Annotated in this window: 13 protein-coding genes and 1 tRNA gene; 1 reads left to right on the forward strand and 13 read right to left on the reverse strand. The window is 70.0% G+C overall.

Annotated features, from left to right (window positions below):
* The coding region (locus ASG91_RS20715; RefSeq protein ID WP_157606364.1) for an integrase core domain-containing protein at window positions 1–98 on the forward strand (98 nt) is incomplete at its 5' end.
* 838 nt (window positions 99–936) lie between these two features.
* Here the strand turns inward: ASG91_RS20715 and ASG91_RS14015 are convergent.
* The 13 genes from ASG91_RS14015 to ASG91_RS14075 form a co-directional block, all read right to left on the reverse strand.
* Window positions 937–2,646 (reverse strand): SulP family inorganic anion transporter, encoded by a 1,710-nt coding sequence (locus tag ASG91_RS14015; RefSeq protein ID WP_082594203.1) that lies wholly within the window; start codon window positions 2,644–2,646, stop codon window positions 937–939.
* The gene (locus ASG91_RS14020; protein ID WP_056923292.1) at window positions 2,643–2,978 is read right to left on the reverse strand and encodes a helix-turn-helix transcriptional regulator; all 336 of its coding nucleotides are present in this window, start codon (window positions 2,976–2,978) and stop codon (window positions 2,643–2,645) included. Before ASG91_RS14020 ends, ASG91_RS14015 begins: the two co-directional genes overlap by 4 nt.
* 203 nt (window positions 2,979–3,181) lie before the next feature.
* Window positions 3,182–3,264 (reverse strand) — tRNA-Leu (locus tag ASG91_RS14025).
* A 69-nt stretch (window positions 3,265–3,333) separates the two neighbouring features.
* A complete protein-coding gene (locus ASG91_RS14030; RefSeq protein WP_056923293.1) occupies window positions 3,334–3,900 on the reverse strand; it encodes a hypothetical protein in 567 nt (188 codons plus the stop codon).
* Between the two features lie 7 nt (window positions 3,901–3,907).
* A complete protein-coding gene (locus ASG91_RS14035) occupies window positions 3,908–5,134 on the reverse strand; it encodes a hypothetical protein (protein WP_056923294.1) in 1,227 nt (408 codons plus the stop codon).
* Complete coding sequence (locus ASG91_RS14040; RefSeq protein WP_162257545.1) at window positions 5,131–5,871, reverse strand: ATP-binding cassette domain-containing protein; 741 nt, start codon at window positions 5,869–5,871, stop codon at window positions 5,131–5,133. The genes ASG91_RS14035 and ASG91_RS14040 overlap by 4 nt, the downstream gene beginning before the upstream one ends.
* Window positions 5,868–6,314: a hypothetical protein gene (locus tag ASG91_RS14045; RefSeq protein ID WP_056923296.1), complete on the reverse strand. Its 447-nt coding sequence runs from the start codon at window positions 6,312–6,314 to the stop codon at window positions 5,868–5,870. Before ASG91_RS14045 ends, ASG91_RS14040 begins: the two co-directional genes overlap by 4 nt.
* Before the next feature lie 254 nt (window positions 6,315–6,568).
* Window positions 6,569–8,020, reverse strand: a complete 1,452-nt coding sequence (pyk, locus tag ASG91_RS14050) for a pyruvate kinase (protein WP_056923297.1) — start codon at window positions 8,018–8,020, stop codon at window positions 6,569–6,571.
* Window positions 8,021–8,113: 93 nt separating this feature from the next.
* The gene (locus ASG91_RS14055) at window positions 8,114–9,568 is read right to left on the reverse strand and encodes a glutamate synthase subunit beta (protein ID WP_056923298.1); all 1,455 of its coding nucleotides are present in this window, start codon (window positions 9,566–9,568) and stop codon (window positions 8,114–8,116) included.
* Window positions 9,561–14,105, reverse strand: coding sequence for a glutamate synthase large subunit (gene gltB, locus ASG91_RS14060; protein ID WP_056923299.1), 4,545 nt, complete (start codon window positions 14,103–14,105; stop codon window positions 9,561–9,563). The genes ASG91_RS14055 and gltB overlap by 8 nt, the downstream gene beginning before the upstream one ends.
* Window positions 14,106–14,246: 141 nt before the next feature.
* Window positions 14,247–15,134, reverse strand: coding sequence for a prolipoprotein diacylglyceryl transferase (gene lgt, locus ASG91_RS14065; protein ID WP_056923300.1), 888 nt, complete (start codon window positions 15,132–15,134; stop codon window positions 14,247–14,249).
* Entirely contained in the window at window positions 15,131–15,910 is a 780-nt protein-coding gene (locus tag ASG91_RS14070; protein WP_056923301.1) for a thioredoxin domain-containing protein, read from the reverse strand. The genes lgt and ASG91_RS14070 overlap by 4 nt, the downstream gene beginning before the upstream one ends.
* Entirely contained in the window at window positions 15,907–16,419 is a 513-nt protein-coding gene (locus ASG91_RS14075; protein WP_157606365.1) for a DoxX family protein, read from the reverse strand. Before ASG91_RS14075 ends, ASG91_RS14070 begins: the two co-directional genes overlap by 4 nt.
* Between the last annotated feature and the right edge of the window lies 1 nt (window position 16,420).

A 16,420-nucleotide genomic window follows, 5' to 3' on the forward strand; every position in this document is an offset into this window, starting at 1 on the left:
CATGGATCCACGAGTACAACCACCACCGACCCCACACCGCCTGCGGGAACAAGCCACCCATCACCCGCTTGACCAACCTCTCCGGTCAGTACAGCTAGCGCAGCGCCGATGAAGGTGGTGCCGAGCGCCGACAGCGCCAGAGCGAATGCTCCTGCATGCAGCTGCCAGACGAGCTGGAGCAGCGGGCTCGGCTCAGCGAGCTCGCGGGCGGACAATACGACTCCGTTCCACAGAACGGCGTAGAGCGCGAAGACCGCCGCGGTAGTCGCGCCCGCGGCCACCGCGAGGCGCGACCAGTCGGCGCCCGCACCCCCGCGACGCCCGACCAGCCCGTGGAGACCGCTCAGGAACACGAGCAGCAGCGGCAGGTTCAGCGCCTCTGAGCCGACCGCGATCGCGACCACGTCCCGGTTCTGCTGGTGCCAGGCGAGCACGTCCTTGATCGGGTCCCCGTAGCCGGGCGCTCCGGCCCAACCAAACATCACGTTCTGGATGACCAACGACGCTACCAACGCGATCGCCGCCGCGCCCACGACCCGCTCCCCGAACGCAGGGGTCGGGATCGGTCCCCTCGTGGCCACTGCCGCGCTCGCAGGCACATGCTGGGACTCCACAGCTTTGTCGCTTTGCGGCGATCTCATCTCTTACTCCTTCGGGCCGTCAGCGGAACCTTGTTCACGGCCACAGCATGCGCTCGTGTAGCCGCGATCAACATCGGGGATCACCCCGATCCACGCCCTGGCCTACCCTGGCGCTGCTGTGGCGCTACTAAAGGCTGACTCGGGAAACGCACTCATCTGCCGCAGTCCGGGTGGTGCGTCATTCCGCGGCGTCTGCGGCGCCGCCGTGACGACCCACCAGTCTCTCTGGCAGCCGGTCATCGTTGAGACACTCGACGGCCTCGGCCTCGGCCTCGGCCTCGACATCGCGCCCGTCTCAGGACGGACCGTTCGGGCTGTGCATCACCCGGGCGGCGTGCAGGCGCGCATGCGCGATCGCGTCGGATGTTGTGGCGAACAGGTGCCTCTCGTGGGCGAGGTGGCCGTAGACGCCGAGCTCGTGCAGCACCCGCTCGTGCTGCGGCTGGACCCCCGACAACAACACCGTCACGTGGCGCCTCTCGAGGCGGCTGATTGTGTCGGCCAGGATACTGGCGCCCGTGGCGTCGATGGCCGTCACGCGGGACATTCTGAGCACCACGACGCGCACGGTCGTGACCTCGGCGAGCTCCAGCAGGAAGTCGTGGGCGGCAGCGAAGAAGAGTGGGCCGTCGATCCGGTAGGCGATGATGTGCTCGTCGAGCAGCCGGCGCTCCTCATCGGTGTGGTCACCCTCGTCCAGGGGGACCTCCTCCACCCGCGCCGCCCGGGCCGCCTGTTGCAGTGCGAAGAAGCCCGCCACCACCAGGCCGACCAGCACGGCGGTGACGAGGTCGAAGATGACCGTCGCCAAGGCCGTGAGGACGAGGACGACGCAGTCTCCACGAGTGGATCGCAGGAGTGCGTGCAGGCTGGACACCTTGACCATCTGGACCGCGGTGGCAATGAGCACGCCAGCGAGTGCAGCCAGCGGGATCTGGGCGACCCAGCGGGCGGCGACGAGGATGACGAAGAGCAGTACGAGGGCGTGCGTGAGCGACGCCAGCCGGGATGTCGCGCCGGAGCGGACGTTGACGGCGGTGCGCGCGATGGCCGCCGTGGCCGGGATCCCGCCGAACAGCGGTGATGCGAGGTTGGCCAGTCCTTGGCCGAAGAGCTCGCGATTGGGGTCGTGTCGTCGCCCGACGCTCATGCCGTCGGCGACGGTGGCGGAGAGCAGGCTCTCGAGAGCTGCGAGCGCGGCGACCGCGATGGCGGGCAGGACCAGCGCGCCCAGGTCACCCACGGGCACGCCCGGCAGCGACGGCACGGGCAGGTTCGACGGGATGCTGCCGATGGGTGTGACCCGCCAGCCGAGGACGGCGTTCCCGACCGTGGCGCCGACCACCGCGATGAGCGAACCGGGGAGCGAGGGCCGGATCCGTGACAGCAGGAGGACGACCATCCCGACACCGGCGGCCACGAGCAGCGGTGCCCACACCGGGGACCTGGCCCACTCGGCGATGGCGTGTGCGGCCACGACGAGCACCTTGTCCGCGTCGACTCGCACGCCGAGAGCGGACGGGACCTGTTGGAGGGCGATGATGACGGCGATGCCGAGGGTGAAGCCCTCGACCACCGGAATGGGCACGTACCGGATGAAGCGCCCGGCACCGACGTAGCCGAGCCCGATGAGGACTGCTCCAGCGAGCAGGCCGACCACCAGAACCCCGTCTGCTCCGTGGGTGGCAACGATGGGGACCAGGACCACTGTCATGGCGCCGGTCGGGCCACTGACCTGGACCCGGCTCCCCCCGAACACCGCCGCGACGGCCCCCGCGACGATGGCGGTGACCAACCCGGCACTTGCGCCCAGCCCCGAGTTGGCCCCGAAACCGAGGGCCAGCGGCAGGGCCACCAGTCCGACCATGAGGCCCGCGGTCAGGTCACGCCCCGGTCGCACACCCGACCAGTCCGCCTTGCGTGGAAGGAGCTGGCCCGACCTGGCCGAGAACTGGCGCAAGGTTGTCGTGAGAGATGCCGGCCACCCGGGGTCCGGGGCGCTCACGGACGGGTGGACGGAGAAAGTTCGGCCTCCAGCGCGCCCTGTGACGCGATGACGCCGGAGAGGATGCGGCGAGCCGCCAGGAGCAGGTCTCGAACCTCCGGCACGCTGATTGAGTAGACGACCTCCCCAGCGCGCCGGAGAGACACGACCAGACCCGCCCGGCGCAGGACGGCCAGCTGCTGGCTGAGGTTGCTGGGCTCGATCACGATCATCTCGAGCAGCTCGTGCACAGCGTGGTCACGCTCGGAGAGCAATTCCAGGATGCGGATCCGCGCGGGGTGACCAAGTGTCTTGAAGAACTCTGCCTTCGCTTGGTACAGCGGAACGCTCATCGAGTTGGCCCCTCATTTCCGATCGTCGCGAGCTGGCGCCTTCAGGCGTCAACATGAAGGTTACATCAATTGCTAATTTCTTCATGCAACGTCGCGCCCATGCATCTGGCCACGGTGCGGATGCGCGGCTTGAGCCGGCGACGGGTGTGGACAGCTCCTGGAGGCCGCCCCTCACAGGGGGTCGTTTCCTCAGGTCAGTTGGGTGCCGAAGGCGGGACTTGAACCCGCACGCCCTTTCGAGCAGAGCATTTTGAGTGCTCCGTGTCTGCCATTCCACCACTTCGGCTGTGGCCACCTCAGCGGCCTCGGAAAGGATAGCGGTGCGGTGCGCCCGGACGACAAGGCGGCACCCGGCTCAGAAGGGTGCGCGCCGCGTGGGGTTGGCCACGTAGAGCACGCCACACGCCAGCACCACGATCGCCGCGGCCACCACCCCAGCATCACCGACCGGGGCGTGGGCCAGCGGCGCCCACCAGCGGGCAGGCTCCCCGCGCGGGGAAAGGACGCAGGTAGCGAACAGCAGGAAGCCGTAGAGCGTCGACCCACCCTCTGAGACCAGCGCGAGGAGACCGGAAAGCCCTGCGCCCCAGCCGATCACGAAGACCAGTCGTCGGGGTGCGAGCGCGAAACCCGACACCGACTCCGCGACCGCGACCACGAGCAGGAGCTGGATCACGAACCACAGCAAGCGATACCGCGCGCCGGAACGGACGCCCAAGGCAGCTGCGGCGCGCGACCGCAGGCTCAGTGCGAAGCCGACGCAGCTGCACAGCATGGCGAGCAGGCCGACTGTGATCCCTTGGTACGACTCGCCCAGCGGGCTGGCGAGGACTGGCTGCCCGGTCACGAAGGCGAGCCCCGCGAGGCCCGTGGACAGCAGCGCCAGTCGCCAGTCGTGGTCGGCCAGCCAGCCGCGGATCACCGCGCCACTACTGGTTGCTGAACGATGGTGGCACCTTGGCCAGGTCGCACTCCTGGAGCGCCGTCGCTGCCTGCGTGACCAGCGCCCGCGACTGCTCGGCTCCCTTCGCGGTGAGGAGCCGGCCGTAGGGCTCGGTGATCCGAGCGGTCAGCTGGCTCATGACGAAGGACTCGACCAGCGCCTTGCTGTAGAACCACGAGTACGGTGGCGGCTCCGGGCCGGACCACAGCCCGCACGACAATGGGGCCACCACTCCGGCCACGACGGTCTGCAGTGTCAGGGGCGCGCGGAACGTGCCGGGGTCGACCAGCCTCAGGTTGTCCAGGTGGTCCCGGCCGGGTTGCCACATGACGAAGCGGCTGGGTGAGCTCACTCCGAGCGCCCGCAGCACCGCGCCGGTCTGACCGGCCATCTCGGCGGCCCGGACCGCACGATCGCGGAACTCCGGTGGTGCACAGACGACGACCGGCGTGGCCGTGCAGGTGTCTGCGCGCTTCGGCCGGATGCCGTAGCTGTCGTCGGTCGGGAAGGTGAGCTGTCCCGCGACCAGGGCAGCGCCCAGCGCCACGAGCAGACCTGTCCGGCGCCGCGGAACGGTCACCAGGAGAGCCACGATGAGGGCGCCGACGAACACCATCCAGACCAGTCGCATCCCGAAGTAGGCCGGGTTGGCGACAGCCCCCAGCATCGTCCCGCTCGCGGCGTACTCGGCCAGGCCGGTGGAGATCGCCCCCATCCGGTCGAGGATGAGCACCGCGGCGGTCAGCAGGGCGGCGACCACCGACCCCAGCCACGACCTCAGTACCACCCCGAGGGCGTATCCCACGACGAAGACGAGCAGCGCGCCGGCGGTCTGGGTGATCGCCGGCCACGGCGTGGCGTTGGGGATCGACGGCTCACTCCACCAGGAGGCCACGATCACGAAGAGGTTGCCCACGGCATACAAGGCCACGACGGGGATGGCCCACGCCCCGAACGTCGCCCAGAAGTGCCGCCACCGCTGTCGGCCGGCGGGGATCAGGGTGAGGATGCCCCCGACGTCGCGCCAACCGACGACGGCCGCACCACCGGCCAGCAGGGGAAGGACGAGCACCTGGGCGACCCCGATCGTCTCCTGTCCCCAGAGCGCGTCACCCATCCAGTCGGCGTCGCGCAGCGACAGCGTCGTCGCCATCGCGGCCAGCATCAGGCCGGTCACCAGCCACACGAGGCGTCCGCGCAGCTGCGCCCTCATGCGCTGCGCTCCTCGGGCTCGATCAGGCCGAGGAGGAAGCTCTCGGCCGACTGGGAGGCACGACCGAGGTCGGCGCGCAGCTGGTCACCCTCGAGCGCCGCGCCGACCACGCCGGCCTGCACCGTGACCATCTGGTCGCAGAACTCGACCGATGCGGACGCCTCGTGGGTGGCGACCACGACCGGCAGCCGCCCTGCGAGCTCGCGCATCAGCTCCCAGATGCTGCGCGCCGCCCCGACGTCGAGCGAGGCGGTCGGCTCGTCGAGCAGCAGCACCGTCGGCGACCCGAGCAGGCACTGCCCCACGAGGGCCCGCTGCTGCCAGCCGCCACTGAGCTGCCGCATCGGGATGACGGCGTGCTCGACCAGCCCAGCCAGCTCCAGCGCCGACTGCACCTCGGGCTCCCGATCGCGGCGCCGGACCCCACGCAGGGCGGCGAGGTAGCGGTAGAGGTCGACCACCGACGACGCGCTGGACAGCCGGGCGACCTGGGGCAGGACGTTCGTCCGGTCGGCGAGCTCGACCTCGCCCCGGGTGGGGCCGAGCTGCCCGGAGAGCAGCTGCAGCAGGGTCGACTTGCCCGCCCCGTTGAGGCCCACGACGGCAGTCAGCCCGGGCCGGGTGCGCCAGCCGGGGCAGGCGAGCACGAAGCTCCCGCGCCGGACCGTGACGTCCCGCAGCCGAGGACGGAGGTCACCCTCGTCGCCCTCGGCTGCGAGCCGATGGTCGGCAGTCACCACTTCTGGTTGGTCCAGGCGCTGCCCTTGCAGGCGTCGGGGCCGGCCTTGTCGTTCTGGCAGGCCTCGCCACGCAGCTCAGCGGCGTCGTACTGGGTGTTGAGGTTGCCGTTGACGAACTTGTCGACCCAGGAAGACGTGGCGTTGTCGACCCCACGGGCATCGTGCGGACCGTCGAACTGCGGGACCGTGTAGTTGTAGTGGATCTTGGCGTAGGCCGGACTACCACCCGGTCGCGGGTCGGACGAGGTGGCGTGTCCCCCGATCACGTCGAGCCCGTAGTCGACGCCCACCGTCCCCTTGCCCTGCGCCACCAGGGTCGATCCCTCGTAGGCGTTGACGATGCCCCAGTTGTAGTAGTTGGCGAAGGCTGGTGCCGCCAGCACCGTCAGGCCGAGACCGCAGACCACCGGGACCGAGGCCCAGCGCTTGATGGATGTCATGAGTTTCCCCTCTCCATGGATGTGGCCACCGGGAGGCAGGCATGCCCCACCGGCAGGGACGCATCCACGAAGAGCCACGCCGCAGCCACCGACCCAGCGGCACCTGCGGGCGGCTCAGCTCACCCCTGAGACCCGCCCCGTTCGAACGCGGCCATACAACCACACCCTGCTAGGTCTGGCTAGGTTTCTTCCACAGCCTTCGACGATAAGGGGTCAGCCAAGCACCAGGAAGCAGCCAACCACCGCCGCCGGGGTCAGTCGGCGAGGTCCTCGTAGGCAGGCGCCACCTTGTTGATGGCGTCGCCCATCTTGTGCACGCGCAGCGCGTTCGTGGAGCCGGGGATGCCGGGAGGCGAACCGGCGACGATGACGACCAGGTCACCTTCCTGGGCGCGTCCGGAGGCGAGCAGCGACTTGTCGACCTGCTGGGCCATCTGGTCGGTGTGGCGGGCCATCGGCACCAGGTAGGTCTCGATGCCCCACGCCAAGGCGAGTCGCGAGCGGGTGTGCGGCTCCGGTGTGAAGGCCAGCATGGGGATCCGCGGACGGATCCGCGACATCCGCTTCGCGGTGTCGCCGGACTGGCTGAACGTGATGAGGTACTTCGCGCCGAGCAGCTCGCCGATCTCGACGGCCGCGGCCGCCACGGCTCCACCCATCGTGTGCGGCTTGGTGCCCAGCGGCCGGATCCGCTCGAGCCCGTGCTCCTCGGTGCTCTCGATGATGCGGGCCATGGTCTGCACGGCGAGGATCGGATAGGCGCCGACGCTGGTCTCCCCCGAGAGCATCAGCGCGTCGGCACCGTCGAGCACGGCGTTCGCGGCGTCCGAGGCCTCGGCACGGGTCGGGCGCGGGTTCTCGATCATCGACTCGAGCACCTGGGTGGCGACGATGACCGGCTTGGCGTTGCGACGCGCGATCTCGATGGCTTCCTTCTGGACGATCGGCACCTCCTCGAGCGGCAGCTCGACGCCGAGGTCACCACGGGCCACCATCACGCCGTCGAACGCCTCGATGATCTCGACGAGGTTGTCGACCGCCTGGGGCTTCTCGATCTTGGCGATGACGGGCAGCCGCACCCCGACCTCGTCCATCACCGCGTGCACGTCGTCGAGGTCGGCGGCCGAGCGCACGAACGACAGGGCGATCATGTCGGCGCGCAGCCCGAGCGCCCAGCGCAGGTCTTCCTTGTCCTTCTCGGACAGCGCCGGCACGGAGACCGCGACGCCGGGGAGGTTGATCCCCTTGTTGTTGGAGACCGTGCCGCCGACGGTGACGACGCACTTCACGTCGGTCTCGCTGACGTCGGTCGCCTGCAGGCAGACCTTGCCGTCGTCGATGAGGAGCAGGTCGCCGGGGCGGACGTCGCCGGGCAGGCCCTTGTAGGTCGTGCCGACCTCGGTCACCGACCCCTCGACGTCGCGGGTGGTGATGGTGAACTCGGCGCCGTTGACGAGGTCGACCGGGCCGTCCTTGAAGCGCGCGGTGCGGATCTTGGGACCCTGTAGGTCGACCAGGACGCCGACCGCGTGACCGGTCTCGTCACTGGCCCGGCGGATCTCCTGGTAGATCTTCTCGTGGTCGGCGTACTCGCCGTGCGAGAGGTTGAGGCGGGCCACATCCATCCCCGCGTCGACGAGCTGGCGGATCCCCTCTGGGGTGGATACAGCCGGGCCCAATGTGCAGACGATCTTGGCGCGACGCATGTCCTCGACCCTATCGGTCGACCCACCCCGAACGTGACCCCGGTCACCCTGCGGACACCGGAGTTCCGGGTATGCCGCGTGGGGCCTTTCGGGTCAGACGACGAGCGGGCGGTCGTTCGGGTTGATCGGGCGGGGCAGCGCCGTGGCGCCGGTGAGGAAGCGGTCGACACCGGCCGCCGCAGAGCGGCCCTCGGCGATGGCCCACACGATGAGCGACTGCCCACGACCGGCGTCACCGGCCACGAACACGCCCGGGACCGACGACATGTAGTCCTGGTCGCGCTTGACGTTGGAACGCTCGTCGAGCTCGACCTCGAGCTGCTCGACGACTCCCGGGCCCTGCGGCCCGAGGAAGCCCATCGCGAGCAGGATCAGCTGGGCCGGCAGCACGCGCTCGGTGCCCTCGACCTCCTCGAAGCCCTGGTCGCCCATGCGGACCTCGACGACCCGGATGCCGGAGACCTTCCCGTCCTCGCCCAGGATCTCCTTGGTGGACGTGGCGTAGACGCGCTCCCCGCCCTCCTCGTGGGCCGACGCGACGCGGAAGAGCATCGGGTAGGTGGGCCACGGCTGACCCGCGACCCGCTCCTCGCCCGGCTGCGGCATGATCTCGAGGCTGGTGACCGAGCGGGCGCCCTGGCGGTGCGAGGTGCCGATGCAGTCGGCGCCGGTGTCGCCACCGCCGATGACGATGACGTCCTTGCCCTCGGCGGTGACCTGTCCCTCGACGGTCTCGCCGAGTGCGACGCGGTTGGCCGGCGGGAGGAAGTCCATCGCCTGCATGACGCCGTCGAGCTCGCGCCCGGGCACCGGCAGGTCACGCGGGACGGTGGCCCCGATGGCCAGGACGACAGCGTCGTAGCGGTCGCGCAGCTGCTTGCCGGTCACGTCGCCACCGACGTCGACCCCGCTGCGGAACCGGGTGCCTTCGGCCTCCATCTGGGCGATGCGGCGGTCGAGGACCGACTTCTCCATCTTGAACTCGGGGATGCCGTAGCGCAGCAGGCCACCGGGCTTGTCGGCGCGCTCGTAGACCGCGACGGTGTGACCGGCGCGGGTGAGCTGCTGGGCCGCGGCCAGTCCCGCCGGACCGGAGCCGACGACGGCGACGGTCTTGCCGGAGAGCCGCTCGGGCGCCTGCGGCTGGACGTAGCCGGCGTCGAAGGCACGGTCGATCGTCGTGACCTCGATCTGCTTGATGGTCACCGCGGGCTGGTTGATCCCGAGGACGCAGGCCGTCTCACACGGTGCAGGGCAGAGCCGACCGGTGAACTCCGGGAAGTTGTTCGTGGCGTGCAGCCGCTCGATGGCCTCGCGCCAGTCGCCCTTCCAGGCCAGGTCGTTCCACTCGGGGATGAGGTTGCCGAGGGGACAACCGCTGTGGCAGAACGGGATCCCGCAGTCCATGCAGCGCCCCGCCTGCCGCTGCAGCTGGCCGAGCTCCTGCTCCTCGTAGACCTCCTTCCAGTCCCTGATCCGGACCGGCACGGGGCGACGGGCGGGCAGCTCGCGCTCCCGCGTCTTCAGAAAACCTTGGGGGTCAGCCACGGGAGGCCTCCATGATCCGCTCCCAGACCTCGGAGCCGTTGACGTCTAGTCCCTCCGCCTCGGCGGCGGCGCGCACGTCGAGGACGCGCTGGTAGTCACGCGGGAGGACCAGGGTGAACCGCGACCTCGCGGACTCCCACTCCTCGAGCAGCCGGGCCGCGATGGGCGACTCGGTCTCCGCCACGTGTTGGACGAGCAGCTCGCGCACGACCGTCTCGTCGTCGGGGCGGAGCCCGGAGACGTCGACGAGCTCGGTGTTGACCCGGCTCTCGTCGAGGTCGAGGACGTAGGCCACTCCCCCGGACATGCCGGCCGCGAAGTTGCGCCCGGTCGGTCCGAGCACGAGGACGGTGCCGCCGGTCATGTACTCGCAGCCGTGGTCGCCGACACCCTCGACGACGGCGGTCGCGCCGGAGTTGCGGACGCAGAAGCGCTCGCCGACGAGTCCGCGCAGGAAGATCTGGCCCGTGGTGGCGCCGTAGCCGATGACGTTGCCGGCAATGACGTTCGCCTCGGCCTGCAACGGCGCGGCGCGGTCGGGACGGACCACGACGCGACCACCGGACAGGCCCTTGCCCACGTAGTCGTTCGCGTCACCCACCAGGCGCAGCGTGATGCCGCGTGGCAGGAACGCGCCGAGCGACTGGCCGGCCGAACCGGTCAGGGTCAGGTCGATCGTGTTGTCGGGCAGCCCGTCGGGGTGCGCCTTGGTGACCTCGTGGCCGAGCAGCGTGCCGATCGTGCGGTTGACGTTGCGGACCGCGACCTCGCCGACCACCGGGGTGCCGTCGTTGATGGCCTCCCGCGCGATGGTGATGAGGTGGTGGTCGAGGGCCTTCTCCAGCCCGTGGTCCTGGGTCGTCGTGTTGCGACGGGCCGACCCGTCCGGGCTCTCCACGTCGGTGAAGATCGGTGCCAGGTCGAGCCCAGCGGCCTTCCAGTGGTTGACGGCGCGGGTGGCGTCGATCGCCGACACCTGGCCGATGGCCTCCTCGATGCTGCGGAAGCCCAGCACTGCCAGGTGCTCGCGGACCTCCTCGGCGACGTACTCGAAGAACGTCTCGACGAACTCGGGCTTGCCGGAGAAGCGCGCGCGCAGCTCGGGGTTCTGGGTGGCGATGCCCACCGGACAGGTGTCGAGGTGGCAGACCCGCATCATGATGCAGCCGCTGACGACCAGCGGAGCCGTGGCGAACCCGAACTCCTCGGCACCGAGCAGCGCGGCGATGACGACGTCGCGGCCGGTCTTGAGCTGACCGTCGCACTGCACGACGATCCGGTCGCGCAACCCGTTGAGCACCAAGGTCTGCTGGGTCTCGGCGAGGCCGATCTCCCACGGCCCACCGGCGTGCTTGAGCGAGGTGAGCGGGGACGCGCCGGTGCCACCGTCGTGACCGGAGATGAGGACCACGTCGGAGTGCGCCTTGGAGACACCCGCCGCGACCGTGCCGACACCGATCTCGGAGACCAGCTTCACGTGGATCCGGGCCTCGGGGTTGGCGTTCTTGAGGTCGTGGATCAGCTGGGCGAGGTCCTCGATCGAGTAGATGTCGTGGTGCGGCGGCGGGCTGATCAGGCCGACACCCGGCGTGGAGTGCCGGGTCGTGGCGATCCACGGGTAGACCTTGTGGCCGGGCAGCTGTCCGCCCTCACCGGGCTTGGCACCCTGCGCCATCTTGATCTGGATGTCGCCCGCCTTCGTCAGGTAGAGCGAGGTCACGCCGAACCGGCCCGACGCGACCTGCTTGATCGTCGAGCGCCGCTCGGGGTCCATCAGGCGGTCGATGTCCTCGCCACCCTCACCGGTGTTGGAGCGACCGCCGATGCGGTTCATCGCGATGGCCAGCGTCTCGTGGGCTTCCTGGCTGATCGAGCCGTAGGACATGGCCCCGGTGTTGAACCGCTTGACGATCTCGCTGATCGGCTCGACCTCGTCGATCGGGACCGCGGGGCGCGGCGACGGGCCGCCGAGCGTGAACAGGCCACGCAGCGTCATCAGCCGCTCGGACTGCTCGTCGATCCGCGAGGTGTACTGCTTGAAGATGTCGTAGCGCCGCTGCCGCGTCGAGTGCTGCAGGCGGAAGACGGTGTCGGGGTCGAACAGGTGCGGTTCACCTTCGCGCCGCCACTGGTACTCACCGCCCACACCGAGCTTGCGGTGCGGGAGCCGCACCCCGTCCGGAGGGTATGCCGCGGCGTGCCGGGCCGCGGTCTCCGCGGCGAGCACGTCGAGGCCAACGCCACCGAGCTGGCTCACCGTGCCGGTGAAGTAGCGGTCGACGAGCTCCTGCGAGAGCCCTAGTGCCTCGAAGACCTGGGCGCCGCGGTAGGACGCGACGGTGGAGATGCCCATCTTCGACATCACCTTGAGGACGCCCTTGCCGAGCGCCTTGATCAGGTTCGCGACGGCTTGGTCGGCGGTGACGCCCTCGATGGCGCCGGAGCGCACCAGGTCCTCCACCGACTCCATCGCGAGGTAGGGGTTGACCGCGGCCGCGCCGTAGCCGATGAGCAGGGCGACGTGGTGGACCTCGCGCACGTCACCGGCCTCGACGACGAGCCCCACGAGGGTGCGGGTCTTCTCACGGATCAGGTGGTGGTGCACCGCCGAGGTGAGGAGGAGCGACGGGATCGGCGCGTAGTCGCGACCGGAGTCACGGTCGGAGAGCACGACGAAGCGGGCACCCTCGGCGATCGCCGCCGACACCTCGGCGAAGATCTCCTCGAGCCGCGCGGTCATCGCAGCGGCCCCACCGGTGACGTCGTAGAGCCCGCGCACGACGTGCGTCGCGTAGCCCGGCAGGTCGCCGTCGGCGTTGACGTGGACGATCTTGGCGAGGTGGTCGTTGTCGATCACCGGGAACGGCAGGACGACCTGGCGCGCGTGCGCCGGTCCCGCCGCGAGGGCGTTGCCCTCCGGACCGATGACGGTGCCCAGGGAGGTGACCAGCTCCTCGCGGATCGCGTCGAGCGGCGGGTTGGTCACCTGGGCGAACAGCTGCGTGAAGTAGTCGAAGACCAGCCGCGGACGGTCCGACAGCACGGCGATCGGGGTGTCGGTGCCCATCGAGCCGAGCGCCTCTCCCCCGGTCCTGGCCATCGGGGTGAGGAGGATCTTGAGCTCCTCCTGGGTGTAGCCGAAGGTCTGCTGGCGCCGGGCCACCGAGGCCGCGGTGTGCACGATGTGCTCGCGCTCGGGCAGGTCGTCGAGGTGGATGAGGCCGGCGTGCAGCCACTCGTCGTAGGGGTGCTGGGCGGCCAGCGAGGACTTCACCTCGTCGTCGGACACGATGCGGCCGTGCTCGGTGTCGACGAGGAACATCCGCCCCGGCTGGAGCCGGCCCTTGCGCACGACCCGCGTCGGGTCGAGGTCGAGGACCCCCGACTCGGAGGCGAGCACGACGAGCCCGTCGTCGGTCACCGAGTAGCGACCGGGACGCAGGCCGTTGCGGTCCAGGACGGCGCCGATGAGGGACCCGTCCGTGAAGGTCACGCAGGCGGGGCCGTCCCACGGCTCCATGAACGTCGAGTGGAACTCGTAGAAGGCCCGTCGGGCCGGGTCCATCTCGGTGTTGTTCTCCCACGCCTCCGGGATCATCATGAGCACCGCGTGGGGCAGCGGGCGTCCGCCGAGGTGCAACAGCTCGAGCGCCTCGTCGAAGGAGGCCGAGTCGGAGGCCTCGGGGGTGCAGATCGGGAACAGCCGGTCGAGGTCGCCCGGGATGACGTCGGAGACCAGCTGGCTCTCGCGGGCGCTCATCCAGTTGCGGTTGCCCTTGACGGTGTTGATCTCGCCGTTGTGGGCGATCAGCCGGTAGGGGTGCGCGAGCGGCCAGCTCGGGAAGGTGTTGGTCGAGAACCGGGAGTGCACCAGCGCGAGCTGGGTCTCGAACCGGCGGTCGGACAGGTCGGGGAAGAACGGCTCGAGCTGCCCGGTGGTGAGCATGCCCTTGTAGACGAGCGTGCGACAGGACAGCGAGGGGAAGTAGACCTCGGTCTCGCGCTCGGCGCGCTTGCGCAGGCAGAAGGCGAGGCGGTCCAGCCCCAGCCCGACCATCCGGCCGACCGCGGCGGACACGAACAGCTGGCGGAAGAACGGCATGCAGTCGCGGGCGGCCTGGCCCACGAGCTCGGCGGCGACCGGCACGTCGCGCCAGCCCAGGACGGTGAGCCCCTCCTCGGCGGCGAGCTCCTCGATCCGGGCCACCACCTGGGCCCGCTCGGTCTCGTCGGTCGGCAGGAAGGCGGTGCCCACGGCATACGCGCCGTTGACCGGGAGGTCGAACTCGACCACCTCGCGGAAGAACGCGTCGGGGATCTGGGTGAGGATGCCGGCGCCGTCGCCGACCAGCGGGTCGGCGCCGGTGGCGCCGCGGTGGTCGAGGTTGCGCAGGGCGGTCAGCGCGTGGTCGACGATGTCGTGACCTGCACTTCCCCGCATCGTCGCCACGAGGGCCACGCCGCAAGCGTCGTGCTCGTGCTCGCGGCGGTAGAGGCCCGTGTCGGCGGGCTGGGCGGAGAAGCGCGCAGGAGTCACGTTCGGGTCACCGTCCTTGGGGGGGAGTCAAGTGCGTTGTGGAACCCAAGTTGGGCACACCATTTCACGCGCGTGGACGGCCTTGGCCACGGCTGCAGGAAGGATAGCCGGTGGGCCGTTTGTCCCGCCATGTGAGCCGACCTATTCCGTATGTTGAGACGCGACCTCTCGGGGGACCGCCACCTCGCGACGCCTCCCGAACCAGACGATGGCGATGCCGAGCAGGAAGACCAGGATGCTGGTCCACACGTTGACCCGCACGCCGAAGATCAGGTTGGCCTCGTCGCTGCGCATCAGCTCGAAGACGATCCGGCCCATCGGGTAGCCGATCACGTAGAGGCCGAAGAGCTGGCCCTTGCGCAGCGCCCACCGGCGGTCCACGAGCACGAGGACGAGGGCCAGGAGCAGGCACCACAGGGACTCGTAGAGGAAGGTCGGCTGGAAGGTGCCGAGCACGATGGCCTTGCCGTTCGCGTCCCGCACCGCGTGGCCGGCCGACTGGTCCCACTCGTGGATGGTCAGGCCCCAGGGCAGGTCGGTCGGCCGGCCGTAGAGCTCGTTGTTGAACCAGTTGCCCCAGCGGCCCAGCGCCTGCGCGACGGCCACCCCGGGGGCTGCGGCGTCGATGTAGTCCAGGAACGGCACCCCGTGACGGCGGGCGCCGATCCAGGCGCCGAGCGCACCCAGGGAGATGGCACCCCAGATGCCGAGGCCGCCCTCCCAGATGTACAGCGCCTTGAGCGGGTGACCGCCCGCGCCGAAGTAGGGCTCCGGCGTCGTGATGACGTGGTAGATCCGGCCGCCGATGATGCCGAACGGGACCGCCCAGGCCGAGATGTCGACGGCCTTCTCCTTGGCGTGCCCCCGGTCGACGAGTCGCCGACCGGTGATCCAGACGGCGACCACGATGCCCGCGAGGATGCACAGCGCGTAGCCACGCAGCGGGAAGGGCCCGAGGTGCCAGACACCGGAGGACGGGCTGGGCAGCGACCCCGGGAGGGCGCTCGGAAGGGCCGCCAGCGAGGTCACTTGGTCGCGGCCTTGACCTCGGCGGCGAGCTTGTCGCGGGTGAGGCCGCTGAGGTCGACGACCTTGCCGTTGAGCTTGACCGTCGGGGTGCCGTTCACGCCGTCCTTCTCCGACTGGGTCTGCACCGACTCGACCCACTGGTTGTGCGACTTGGCCGCGTAGCACTGCTCCCACGTGGTCAGGGTGGGACCATCGAGCCCGGCCTGCACGGCGAACCTCTTGAGGTCGGCGTCGGTGTAGCCGGCGCCCTCGGTCTTGGGCTGACCCTGGAAGGTGGCGGCGTGGTACTGCAGGAACTTGTCGGCGTCAGCGGCGCACGAGGCGGCGTTCGCAGCACGGTTCGAGGAGTCGTTGCGGAGGTTGTCGTCGAGGAACGACAGGGGGTGGGCGACCAGCTTCACCTGGTTGGCCTTGACCAGGTCGACGATCTGGAGCCCGAAGATCTCCTCGAACCGCGCACAGACCGGGCACTGGAAGTCCTCGTAGAGGTCCAGGGTGGGCACGTTCGCGGGCGCAGTCGGGTTCACGACGATGCCGGCGCCCATCGCCGCCACGTTCTTGGGAAGGGCCGACCCGCCCGCCGTGGTGGCCTCCTTCTTGTCGCTGCTGCCCAGGATCACCGCCGTGATCACCGCTGCGAGCACGACCACCACGACCACCGTCGCCACCACGATGCGGTTCGCGCCGCCGTTGCCACCGCCCTTGGCGTTGCGGATGCCACCCTTGGGGGCTGCGGCCTGGATCTTGGCCTTGCGGCTGGCGCTGGTGCTGGTCATGCGTGGGGCTGCCTCTCGTGGTCCGAACTGTGCTGGTCGCCGAACAGGGTCCGCTCGAGGCTGAGGGAGGACCGAGGTCGCACCGTCAGCCACAGGGCGCAGGCGAGCAGCCCGACGTCGCGGGCGATCTCCTGCGGATACTGCGTCTGGGAGGCCGCAATGGTTCCCCCCTTGCCGAAACAACCGCAGTCGATGGACAGGCCACGGGCCCACGCCGAGGCGATCCCGATGATGAAGACCACCATCAGGAAGCCGCCCACGACGGCACTGAACCGGGTGAACAACCCCAGGATCAGCAGCACGCCGATCGCGACCTCGAGGATCGGCAGGCCGTAGCCGAGGTAGCCGGCCACGTCGTAGGGCAGCAGCTGGTAGGCCCGGACCGACCGCGCGGAGGTCTCGAGGTGACCGACCTTGAGCAGCCCGGCCACGAGGACCACGCCACCCAGGATGAGCCGGGCGAGCAGCCCGATGACGTCGCGGACCCGCGGGGTCGACAGCAGGCTCATC

The organism is Phycicoccus sp. Soil802 (assembly GCF_001429605.1).
Classification (GTDB): Bacteria; Actinomycetota; Actinomycetes; order Actinomycetales; family Dermatophilaceae; genus Pedococcus.

Excerpts from the sequence above, each read along its gene's own strand:
- ASG91_RS14020 (WP_056923292.1), bottom strand. The coding sequence starts at position 2,978 with ATGAGCGTTCCGCTGTACCAAGCGAAGGCAGAGTTCTTCAAGACACTT.
- ASG91_RS14035 (WP_056923294.1), bottom strand. The coding sequence starts at position 5,134 with ATGAGGGCGCAGCTGCGCGGACGCCTCGTGTGGCTGGTGACCGGCCTG.
- ASG91_RS14045 (WP_056923296.1), bottom strand. The coding sequence starts at position 6,314 with ATGACATCCATCAAGCGCTGGGCCTCGGTCCCGGTGGTCTGCGGTCTC.
- pyk (WP_056923297.1), bottom strand. The coding sequence starts at position 8,020 with ATGCGTCGCGCCAAGATCGTCTGCACATTGGGCCCGGCTGTATCCACC.
- ASG91_RS14070 (WP_056923301.1), bottom strand. The coding sequence starts at position 15,910 with ATGACCAGCACCAGCGCCAGCCGCAAGGCCAAGATCCAGGCCGCAGCC.
- ASG91_RS14075 (WP_157606365.1), bottom strand. The coding sequence starts at position 16,419 with ATGAGCCTGCTGTCGACCCCGCGGGTCCGCGACGTCATCGGGCTGCTC.